This window comes from Lactobacillus ultunensis DSM 16047, from assembly GCF_001436305.1.
Lineage (GTDB): Bacteria > Bacillota > Bacilli > Lactobacillales > Lactobacillaceae > Lactobacillus > Lactobacillus ultunensis.
Map to the genome: position 1 here is coordinate 100,378 of NZ_AZFO01000003.1, position 11,278 is coordinate 111,655.

The following is an 11,278-nucleotide window of genomic DNA, read 5'->3' on the forward strand; positions in this document are numbered from 1 at the left end:
CATGGAAATAGTCCCAATCAAATACTGTTAAATCAGGATTCCCTCATTAACTTACATTGTCATCTTATTCCCAGCTAGAAACCACGACTTTACCAGTCATGTGACCACTTTCTACTAATTTATGAGCCTTCCGTAAATTTGTAGCATTTAATGGCGTTAACGATTTGGTCATAGTGCATTTAAGTTTTCCACTATCTAACATCTGGGCGATTTTATCTAAAATATCGTGCTGGCTTATCATATCTTCGTTTGATAGTAAGATTTAGTATACATCCACTCCCATGAAAAGTGTGCTTTCTTTTTAGTTAACAATCTTAAATTAATTGGACGATGATTTTCAGTAATTGAAACAATATGTCCTTCAGGCTTAATTAGTTCACACATTTCTTTCCAATGACCATCTAAATCCTTTAGTTCTAAAATATAGTCAACATACTTGAATCCTAATTTTCTTACTTGTTTTACCAAGTCCTCACGGTGATTTACGACATAAGTAGCACCATGATCTTGCGTCCATTTAATACTGTCTGGACGAGATGCAGTAGCAATGACTGTTAATCCTGCTAAATGAGCTAATTGAGTAGCCACTGATCCTACTCCACCTGCACCATTAATAATTAGAATTGTTTTATCTTGATTACTTTGCTGACTCCAAGTTAACCCCATTTGTTCAAATAAGGCTTCATAAACTGTAAGTGAAGTTAAAGGCATTGCGGCTGCTTCATTATCTTTTAAAGACTTAGGAGCATGACCAACTATTCTTTCATCAACAAGTTGATATTCACTATCACTACCTGAGCGAATAAATGAACCTGCATAAAATACTCGATCACCTGGTTTAAATAAGCTAACATCAGATCCTATCTTTTCAACTACACCACATGCATCCCAGCCAATTATTTTTGGAGTTTTTAACACTGCACGTCCACCTTTTCTCACTCCAACATCTACCGGATTAACTGATACTGCATTTACTTTGACCAATAAATCATGTCCTTTAGCAGTCGGCTTAGCCGTTTCAAAATCAATCAGGCTTTCAGGATCGTCAATACTTAAATGTTTTTTAAATCCAATTGCTTTCATTTTTTATCTCCTTTTCTATTTACTAATTAATTGTAAGTGGATAAATGATAAAAACAAGGAGTGAATTTATTCTTACTAAGTAACAAATTCTTCCCTAGCCCATTTAAATTGAAAGCTTTAGAATTATATTAATATCAAGAAAAGGGTGAAAAAATGCCACATCATATTTATGACTGCGCTGAAGGCTGTCCTGTTGAAAGTACACTTCAAATTATTTCGGGAAAATGGAAAAGCGTTATTATCTATCACTTAATCAAAGAAAAGAGTTGTCGTTTCAATGAATTACAAAAATTGATGCCCAACTGTTCAAGACGAATGTTATCACTTCAACTAAAAGAATTAGAAAATGATCAGATCATTGACAAAACAATTTTTCCAACTGTACCACCCAAAACTAGCTATCAGTTAACTAGACTAGGTAAAACTCTTACTCCATTAATCTTAGAAATGGAGAGATGGGGAAATAAATATAATCAGCTACATGAATAAAAGCCCGCAAAATTGATTGCGAGCTTTTTTGCATTAATGACCACGATGTTTTTCTCGGCGTTTAATTTGTTTTTGCAAGAAACGTTTTTCTTGTCTTTCACGCTTCCTATCTTTTATTACCTTTTTCTTGGCTATCTTTGACTGCTCAAACTGCTTTTTTAAAGCTTGTTGCGCTTTGGTACCGATTGCTTTTTTCTGTGTAGCTTTGTGAGCTAATCTTTGCGCTCTCTTAGGATTAACATGCCGAAACTTTTCTTTTTCTGCAGTAGACTTATAAAAATGTAGCTGCGAGTAATGATCATTTACCAACCGAAGAATCTCTGGCATATGTGGCAGGGATGCTCCTAAATTTATTTGTGCTACTTCATAATTAGTACCATCAATTCGTTCAAAAATTGCTTTATAAAACGGATCATCAAAAACGATAGTCAATTCACCTTTAATCATAATGCATTCCTCCTAATAAAAATTATTAGGAAAGATGGACATCCTAGGAGGAAGGTTACTGATATAAAGTTAATGATTATACACTCGGACTACCAACCGAATTGTGTTTTTACTTTCCTTAAAGGACATTATATTAGAATTACTAGTATTATCAAAGAGTGAAAATTAACAATATTCAACCTCATCTTCTTTTCGATCAGTAAGCCAACATAAAGGTAGCCAGATAATTGTTAACAGACTAGTGAGATTAAATACCTTTGCAAAAGCATTTGCTAACTCACTGTTTTTTTTAAATCTAATTTTATCTAATGCAGAAACTAGTTGCTGTTTTTGCGCTAGTAATTTAATTGCCGTTCCTATCTTCTGATGCCCTTTACTTAAAAGCTGAACACCTTGTTTTAATTGCGGAAGTGGGAGTACTGCTAATTTCTTAGTACCAGTATTCAACTTGTTGTTAGCTGAATATAGTCTTCTGTAGGCTGTTCCTGCTTTAGGTAATGGTAAATCAATAGTCTTTTTGGCAGCTTTCTTAATCTTATTTTTCATTTGCTTTTGCTTGCTGCTTATCTTGTTATCATTTTTTGAATTCTTAAAAACAATCTTAATCTGTTCACGGGCTACTTTCTTAACCTCAGGAGAAAGATTCTTTTCTTGAATCTGCGTGTAAGCGGCATCCCTAATACTATCTTTTGCATTTACAACATTGTTATTAAGCACAGTAACCAATAATGCCATTCCGATTGCTTGACCAACGTATCTAGCCGCATTAACTACTCCTGAACCAATCCCCGTTTTTTCTACAGGTAAAAACTTAACTGACGATGTCAAAGCAATAGCAGTAAAGCCAAGTCCTAATCCAATAATAATGTTACAGCACACAATTATTTCCTGCGTAGTATTGGTCTTAATCATCCCTAACATTGCTAAACCACCAGCAGTAATGACTAAACCAATTCCAATCAACATTTTAGAACTAACAGTCTTATACATCTTAGTAGCTAACGGCATCCCTACTGCAATTGCCAATGATGCTGGAATAATTAAATAAGCTGAATGCAATGCAGAATAACTTTTTACATTTTGTAAGAAATAATTCAAAATCAAAGATGGTCCAATAATTGCAAAGCCAAAGACCATATAAATAATGCAGGATGATGAAAATGTCTTTTCTTTAAATAAACTCAAATTAACAACAGGTGATTTAACCTTAGCTTCAACTAAGATAAATAAAATCAAACTGATCAAACTACCAATAAAGCAACCTACAATGATATTTGAACTCCAACCATATTCTCTACCTTCTAACAGACCAAAGCATAGAGAACCCATAAAGGTAGTTAAAAAGATTACACCTAACCAATCAATAGCTTTACTGATTGTCTCATCATATGATTCATTTGTTCCAATTAAAATCATTAAGAAAGCAACAATGGCAATCGGAACATTAATCCCAAAGATCCAATGGTAACTTTCATAATTAATAATGAAACCACCAATTGCAGGACCACCAGCTGCGGCTAATGCACTAAAAGCTCCCATTAATGCAGTAATTTTACTAGTATTCTCTTTACCAAATAATTCAATCCCCATTGGTAAAACAATTGGAGTTAAGATTGCCCCGCCAATTCCTTGAAAGAAACGATAAATAATCAATAGATTTAATGAATTAGCTGTCATACAGGCAAAAGAAAAACCACCAAATAGAATAACCCCTATTAACATGACTTTCTTACGACCCCAAATATCCGCTAACTTAGAAGCAGTAATAATAAATGCCGCCATTGCTAAAACATAAATTGTTGCTACCCAACTGGTATCTGTTAAACCTGTTTTTAAGTCCTTCATAATATCAGGTAGGGCGATATTAACAATGGTTGCATCCAGTGCTCCCATGAACATTGCAAGTATTAAACCAACAAAGCCAATAATTTTTCTTGTCTTTGACATTGTTTATCCCTCCATTTTTAACCATGTCATTTACAGTTAAAAATTATTGACACACGTGTGACATTAACTGTACTATCACCATACAGAGAAAATTTATCTTTGGCAATAAGTTCGCGGCAAACTTAAATCTTGTCCCATTTCTATTAAATTTGTGTCAAACACAGGAGTAACAAGCAATGAGAAACAGAATGACCAAACAAAACAAAGAAAAAATCTTTAAAAGCTTCTTTAAGCTCTTAGAAGAAAAACAATATTCTGAAATTACGATCGTTGATATTTCTATTGGAGCAAGTGTCTCAAGAAAGACTTTCTATCGTCTGTTTAAGAATAAAGAAAATCTTTTAAACACTTATGTTGACCAATTACTTACTGAGTGGATTACATATGCTGACAAACAGCATCCCCTGAGGTATGAAGACTTAATTACATTTCTTTTCGAATTCTGGAAACAATACATTCCCCAGTTAACTATCTTAGTTAATGCAAATCTTTCCTCAGTGATATTAAACAAATTCAATTCTATCTTCCCTAAATACTTTATTGATTTTCATAACCAACACCCTTCCATCTCTTACAAAGGCAAGAATTACACTTCAACTCAAATGAAATACATTGCACTTCTAAGCGTTGGTAGTCTCTGGAATGCTTTTTCTACTTGGTTAATACATCCTACAGAAATATCATTATCTGATTTAGCTAATATAGCCAAAAATAATTTTTTTGCAAATTAAAAGCCCTTAGTTTCACACTAAGAGCTTCTTATTTTGGCATACTTTGGCAAACATGATACTTCTTCGAATCAAATATCATCTTCTCCAATTACTGCCATTACTAAGGTTTTACCATGTATTCTTTTATTTTTTTGGCATACATTTTGGCATACAACCTTATCTTTTTTAATGTTTTTTGAGCTGGTATCGTTCCGCAAAATGCTTTTAAATCAAGGTTTACCATTCAAGTTATATTATCCGTTTATTCCCATTCAATAGTGGAAGGTGGCTTACTCGTTACATCGTAAACTACACGGTTAACGTTATCTACTTCGTTTACGATTCTATCAGAAATATGACCGAGTACATCCCATGGAATCTTAGCAAAATCTGCTGTCATCCCATCGATTGAAGTAACGGCACGAATACCAATGGTGTAGTCATAAGTACGACCATCACCCATCACACCAACTGAGCGAATCCCTGGCAAAACAGTAAAGTATTGCCAAATCTTTTCTTGCAATCCAGCTTTCTTAATCTCGTCACGCAAAATCGCATCAGATTCACGTACGATCTTCAGCTTAGGTTCAGTAACTTCGCCAAGAACACGAATACCAAGACCTGGACCTGGAAATGGTTGACGCCATACTAAGTCGTGCGGAATACCAAGTTTTTCACCAAGTTCACGAACTTCATCTTTGAACAACTTACGCAGTGGTTCAATCAACTTGAAGTGCATGTCCTTAGGAAGACCACCAACATTATGGTGTGACTTGATGGTTTGGGCAGTATTGGTACCTGACTCAATGACATCAGTGTACAAAGTACCTTGAGCTAAGAAGTCAACATCCTTCAACTTTTTAGCTTCTTCGTTGAAGACTTCGATGAATTCCTTACCGATAATCTTACGTTTCTTTTCAGGATCAGTAACGCCCTTTAACTTGCTCAAGAAACGATCAGCGGCATTAACACGAATAATATTAACACCCAGATCCTTGTTCAAGGCTTTCATTACTTGATCGCCTTCATCTTTGCGAAGCATCCCGTGATCAACAAAAATTGCAGTCAATTGATCACCAATTGCTTTATGCAAAAGCGTTGCGGTAACACTAGAGTCAACACCACCAGAAAGGCCCAAAATAACCTTCTTATCGCCAACTTCCTTACGAATCTCATCAACTTTCATGTCAATGAAATCTTCCATAGTCCAGTTAGCTACAGCACCACAAACATCAAAAGCAAAACGTTTCAAAATATCTAAACCATATTTTGAGTTACGTACTTCAGCGTGGAATTGAATTCCATAAAACTTTTTATCAGGGTTAGCAATTGCTGCAATAGGACAATTCTTGCTTGAAGCAATTACTTCAAAACCTTTAGGAGCTTGAGTTACTAAGTCTCCGTGACTCATCCAAACGTATTGCTTGCTTGGTAAGCCTTTGAACAAAACGCTATCTGGATCTTCAACAGTAATATTAGCTCTACCGTATTCCTTATTCTCGGCTTGCTCAACTTTACCGCCTAAGTCGTAGCTCATTAGTTGCATCCCATAACAGATACCTAAGATAGGAATGCCCAACTTAAAGATTTCAGGATCTACCTTTAAAGCTCCATCATCGTAAACACTGTTAGGACCACCTGAGAAGATAATCCCCTTCGGATTCATTTCCTTAATCTTCTCAATTGAAAGATCATGGGGCAAAAGTTCTGAGTAGATGCCAAAATCACGAATACGTCGAGTGATTAATTGGTTATATTGACTACCAAAGTCAAGAACAATAATCTTATCAAAATCGTCTAGATTCTTAGCCACTAAATTTCTCCCTCTTTTCAACTACACATTTTTAATCAACTTTACTAGGAATTTTTAAAAAGGTCAATCAATATTTATGAGCTAGGATGAAATGTTCAGCTTTAAGCTTGAATTATTCTTGACCCAAGTATTTTAAATCAATAATCGAACATTTCCGCTTAATTTTTCACTTGTGTTCGGCAATATATTCTGTTAAGATTGAACCAACACAATAATATCTATATAAAGTCGTAATAAGGTCGACGGTTTCTACCCACTACCGTAAATGGTGGACTATAGGTAAACGAAAGTTAAGAAAATATCTTAAGGACTTCTTTTACCTAAAATTGGTAGAAGAAGTCCTTATTTCTTTGGGAGGAAAATGTGAAGTTATTAGAAGAGCGAATTAAGAAAGATGGAGAAGTTTTAGACGGGGATGTGCTTAAGATCAACTCATTCTTGAACCACCAAGTTGATCCTAAACTAATGATGCAATGTGGTGAAGAATTCAAGCGTCTTTTCAAAGATGAAAAAATTGACAAAGTTTTAACCTGTGAAGCTTCTGGTATTGCACCAGCTATTATGGCTGCTTATCAATTAGGCGTACCTATGGTTTTTGCCAGAAAAAAGAAGCCATCAACTTTAAACGATGCGGTTTATTGGGCAGATGTTTTCTCTTATACCAAGAAAGTCAACAATAAGATTTGTGTTGAAGAAAAGTTTTTGCATAAGAGTGAACACCTTTTAATTATCGATGATTTCGTTGCTCATGGTGAAGCCGTAAAGGGTATGGTCAACATCGCTAAACAAGCTGGCTGTGATATCGTCGGCGTTGGTGCGATCGTTGCCAAAACTTTCCAAGGCGGTAGCGAATGGGTCGAAAACGAAGGCTTACGCTTTGAAGCTTTAGCTAAAATTGATAGTTTCAAGAATGGTCAAGTACACTTCGAGGGAGAAGAGTAAATAAAAATGGCTCAAAAAGAAGTTAGTCACAAAAAAGCTGCTATTTTAGGTTTGCAACACTTGCTCGCCATGTATTCTGGTGCTGTTGCGGTTCCTTTATTGATCGGAACTGCACTTAAATTTAATAGTGAGCAGATGACCTACCTTGTTTCCATTGATATTTTCATGTGTGGACTTGCCACATTGATTCAATTATTCCGCAATAAATACTTCGGAATTGGATTGCCAGTTGTTTTGGGCTGTGCAATCCAAGCTGTAGCCCCACTTGAGATGATTGGACAAAAGTTCTCAATTAATACCATGTATGGAGCAATCATCATTGCGGGAATTTTTGTTTTCCTGATTGCTGGCTGGTTTTCAAAAATAAAGAAACTATTTCCACCAGTGGTCACAGGAACCCTAATTACAGTTATTGGATTAACTTTGATTCCTGTCGCCGTACAAAATATGGGTGGTGGAAATGCTCAAGCCAAAGACTTCGGTAGCGCTAAAAATTTAATTGCTGCCTTTTTAACTATCCTCATCATTGTAGCTATTGAAGTCTGGACTAAAGGTTTTCTTCGTTCCATCTCAGTTTTAATCGGATTAATTGCTGGAACTATTCTTGCTAGTTGTATGGGACTTGTTTCCTTAAAACCAGTTATGCAAGCTTCATGGTTCCACTTGCCACAGCTATTTTACTTTGGCGTTCCAGAATTTGAATGGTCCTCCTGCTTAACCATGATCATCATCGCCTTAGTGTCCATGGTTGAATCAACTGGCGTCTTCTTCGCCATTGGTGACCTGCTTCATAAGGATATTTCTGAAAATGACCTTAAGAAAGGCTATCGGGCAGAAGGAATTGCACAAATCTTTGGCGGGCTTTTCAACACCTTCCCTTACACCACATTCTCACAAAACGTTGGCCTTCTTCAATTGTCTGGTATTAAGACTAAGCGTCCTATCTACTGGGCTGCTGGTCTCTTAATGGGCATGGGCCTTCTTCCTAAAATTGGAGCTTTGGTAACTATCATCCCTGATTCTGTCTTAGGTGGTGCTATGCTAGTCATGTTTACTATGATCGCCGTTCAAGGAATCAAGATGTTGACTAAAGTTAACTTTGAAAATAACCGCAACATTTTAGTAGTTGCTATTTCTATTGGCCTAGGCTTAGGCGTTACCGTTTATCCTCAAATTTTTCAAGATCTTCCTCAAACTATTCAATTATTCTTGGGTAACGGTATTGTAGTAGCCAGTCTTTGCGCTACTTTGCTTAACCTCATTTTTAACGGAAGAAGGGATGCCTAATAAGTTGAATACCCCATTTCATAATTTTTATTTCACACATAATTTTCTATAAATATTTAAACCCTAAGAAAGCGTCTGATGAAAGATCAGGCGCTTCATTGTTTTCCCCTTAATTCAAAACTTCTCTATAATAGTAGATGTACAAGCTAATTTACAACAGTGAGGGAAAAATGCCTAACCAATATCATAATTTAAGCAATCAAAATATTGAAAGCCATATCCTTTTTTATGGTGAACAAAAATGCCAACCAGACGAGTATTTTGAAGGCAATAATTTACGTAAAAACGACGTTTTATACTACGTTATAGCTGGGAAAGGTACTTTTACATCAAGTGGCCACCATGTAGTTAAATTAACACAAGGCGACCTATTTTATGTACCTCGTAGTCAGACTTGCTACTTTCAGGCAGACCATAATGAACCCTGGCAATATTTTTGGATTGGTTTAGCAGGCAGTGGTACTAGCCAAATGCTTAAATCTTCCAATTTGCCTAACAAAAATTTTCTGCGACAAATTCAGAATACCAAGTTCTTCGCAACGCTGAAAAAAATCTATGATATTTTGAATAAAAAGAATTCCCTACTCAATAATATTCAAATTGCCTCACTTACTTACCAGCTCTTTTATCATCTTATCAGTGAATTTCCGAATCATCCTCCTGTTCGTAAAGCTCCTAAAATTGATCAATATCAGATTGCTATTAATTATCTAAATAAGAATTACACCGATCCAACTTGCAATATCGTAGAATTATGCAATCGTCTTGGAGTTTCTCGTAGCTTTTTATACGCTCTATTTAGGAAGAACACCAAAATTTCACCACAAAAATACCTAATGAAATTGCGTATGGAAGCCGCTAAGAAAGAATTAACTAATACAACGCATAATCTAAAGGAGGTTGCTAAAAAAGTCGGCTATGGTGATGAATTCACCTTTTCCAAGGCTTTTAAACGTTATAGTGGCGTCAGCCCCAACGTATTTCGTGGAAATTAACGCTTTTTTTGCATACAATATTAATTGTAGGAAAAAATAATATAGCAAAGGAATGATCCAATGAAACAAACAGAATGTACTACTATCTTAGTAGGTAAAAAAGCAACTATCGACGGCTCAACTATGATTGCTCGTAGTGAAGACGGCGGTAGAGTCATTATCCCTGAAGGCTTCAAGGCTGTTAACCCAGAAGACCAACCTAAGCATTACACTAGCGTTATCAGCAAGCAAAAGATTGATGATGAAGACTTAGCTGAGACCCCACTTCGTTATACTTCAGCTCCTGATGTTTCTGGTAAAAACGGCATCTGGGGCGCTGCTGGTATTAATGCCGACAATGTAGCAATGACTGCTACCGAAACCATTACTACTAATTCACGTATTCAAGGTGTCGATCCAATTCTTGATCCATCTAAGGGTGGTCTTGGTGAAGAAGACTTTGTTACTTTGACTCTTCCTTACCTTCACTCAGCTTTTGATGGAGTTAAGCGTGTAGGTTACTTAGTTGAAAAGTACGGTACTTATGAAATGAACGGCATGGCATTTTCAGACAAGGACACCATCTGGTACTTAGAAACCATCGGTGGTCACCACTGGATTGCACGTCGTATTCCTGATGATGCCTATGTTATCGCACCAAACCGTTTAAATATCGACAACTTTGACTTCGAAGACACTGACAACTTTGCAGCTTCAAGCGACTTGAAGGACTTAATTGCAGAATATCACTTGAACCCTGACCGTGAAGGCTACAATATGCGCCACATCTTTGGTTCATCAACTATCAAGGATGCTCACTACAACAACCCACGTGCTTGGTACATTCACAACTACTTCGATCCAGACTTTGGCGGCACTCCTGCTGACCAAGATCAACCATTCATCTGCCACGCAAACCGTTTGATCTCAATTGAAGATATTAAATGGGCTGAAAGCTCACACTACCAAGATACTCCATACGATGCATATGGTGATCAAGGTACTCCTGAACAAAAGAAGACTTTCCGTCCAATCGGTATCAACAGAAACTTCGAAACTCACATTTTACAAATTAGAAACGATGTTCCTGCAGAAATCGCTGGCGTACAATGGTTAGCATTCGGTCCTAACACATTCAATTCAATGGTGCCATTCTACACTAACGTTACTACCACTCCAGAGAGCTTCCAAACTACCCCTAAGTTCAACTTGAACAAGATTTTCTGGCTTAACAAGTTAACTGCTCAACTCGGTGACACTAATTACCGTGTATATGGTGAACTTGAAGATGCCTTTGAACAAAAGAGCTTAGCAGAATGTCACAAGATTCAACATGACACTGACAAAGAAGTTAAAGATCTTACTGGTAAAGAATTGCAAGACAAGCTAATTGCAGCTAACCAAAAGATGGCTGATACTGTTTACAACAATACTATCGAACTTCTTGGTCAAATGGTTGACGAAGGTCACGGCTTGATGACTTTGAAATATGACTTGCTTGACTAATTAACTATCTAAGATAGCAAAAATCACATGGTAACTTTGCCATGTGATTTTTTCATGCATAAAACATTCTAAGCTAAATA

9 protein-coding genes, 1 pseudogene and 1 riboswitch are annotated in these 11,278 nt (G+C 36.3%); of the genes and pseudogenes, 6 read left to right on the forward strand and 4 right to left on the reverse strand.

The genetic code is table 11. The annotated features are described in order from the left end of the window. Window positions 1-64: 64 nt before the first annotated feature. Window positions 65-1,083: pseudogene (locus tag FC57_RS01795) on the reverse strand (zinc-binding alcohol dehydrogenase family protein). A gap of 153 nt (window positions 1,084-1,236) precedes the next feature. On the opposite strand from FC57_RS01795, the gene FC57_RS01800 reads away from it, so the two are divergent. Then, window positions 1,237-1,572, forward strand: a complete 336-nt coding sequence (locus FC57_RS01800) for a winged helix-turn-helix transcriptional regulator (protein WP_007126744.1) — start codon at window positions 1,237-1,239, stop codon at window positions 1,570-1,572. 33 nt (window positions 1,573-1,605) lie between these two features. Here FC57_RS01800 and FC57_RS01805 read toward each other — a convergent pair whose 3' ends face one another. Both FC57_RS01805 and FC57_RS01810 read right to left on the reverse strand, forming a co-directional pair. Further along, window positions 1,606-2,019 (reverse strand): YjdF family protein, encoded by a 414-nt coding sequence (locus tag FC57_RS01805; RefSeq protein WP_007126743.1) that lies wholly within the window; start codon window positions 2,017-2,019, stop codon window positions 1,606-1,608. 165 nt (window positions 2,020-2,184) lie between these two features. After that, window positions 2,185-3,966, reverse strand: a complete 1,782-nt coding sequence (locus FC57_RS01810) for a DHA2 family efflux MFS transporter permease subunit (RefSeq protein WP_007126742.1) — start codon at window positions 3,964-3,966, stop codon at window positions 2,185-2,187. 176 nt (window positions 3,967-4,142) lie between these two features. Here FC57_RS01810 and FC57_RS01815 point away from each other — a divergent pair, with 176 nt between their 5' ends. Then, the gene (locus tag FC57_RS01815) at window positions 4,143-4,697 is read left to right on the forward strand and encodes a TetR/AcrR family transcriptional regulator (RefSeq protein ID WP_007126741.1); all 555 of its coding nucleotides are present in this window, start codon (window positions 4,143-4,145) and stop codon (window positions 4,695-4,697) included. 241 nt (window positions 4,698-4,938) lie between these two features. Here FC57_RS01815 and guaA read toward each other — a convergent pair whose 3' ends face one another. Continuing rightward, on the reverse strand, window positions 4,939-6,489 hold the full coding sequence (guaA, locus tag FC57_RS01820; RefSeq protein WP_007126739.1) for a glutamine-hydrolyzing GMP synthase: 1,551 nt from the start codon (window positions 6,487-6,489) through the stop codon (window positions 4,939-4,941). A gap of 198 nt (window positions 6,490-6,687) precedes the next feature. Beyond that, window positions 6,688-6,785, forward strand: a riboswitch (purine riboswitch). A 67-nt stretch (window positions 6,786-6,852) separates the two neighbouring features. Between guaA and FC57_RS01825 the strand changes: the two genes are divergently transcribed. The 4 genes from FC57_RS01825 (at window position 6,853) to FC57_RS01840 (ending at window position 11,198) form a co-directional block, all read left to right on the forward strand. Next, on the forward strand, window positions 6,853-7,431 hold the full coding sequence (locus FC57_RS01825) for a xanthine phosphoribosyltransferase (protein WP_007126738.1): 579 nt from the start codon (window positions 6,853-6,855) through the stop codon (window positions 7,429-7,431). A gap of 6 nt (window positions 7,432-7,437) precedes the next feature. Continuing rightward, window positions 7,438-8,718: a nucleobase:cation symporter-2 family protein gene (locus FC57_RS01830; protein WP_007126737.1), complete on the forward strand. Its 1,281-nt coding sequence runs from the start codon at window positions 7,438-7,440 to the stop codon at window positions 8,716-8,718. 170 nt (window positions 8,719-8,888) lie between these two features. Continuing rightward, the gene (locus tag FC57_RS01835; protein WP_040529967.1) at window positions 8,889-9,713 is read left to right on the forward strand and encodes an AraC family transcriptional regulator; all 825 of its coding nucleotides are present in this window, start codon (window positions 8,889-8,891) and stop codon (window positions 9,711-9,713) included. Window positions 9,714-9,773: 60 nt separating this feature from the next. Continuing rightward, window positions 9,774-11,198, forward strand: a complete 1,425-nt coding sequence (locus FC57_RS01840) for a C69 family dipeptidase (protein WP_007126735.1) — start codon at window positions 9,774-9,776, stop codon at window positions 11,196-11,198. Window positions 11,199-11,278: the final 80 nt, after the last annotated feature.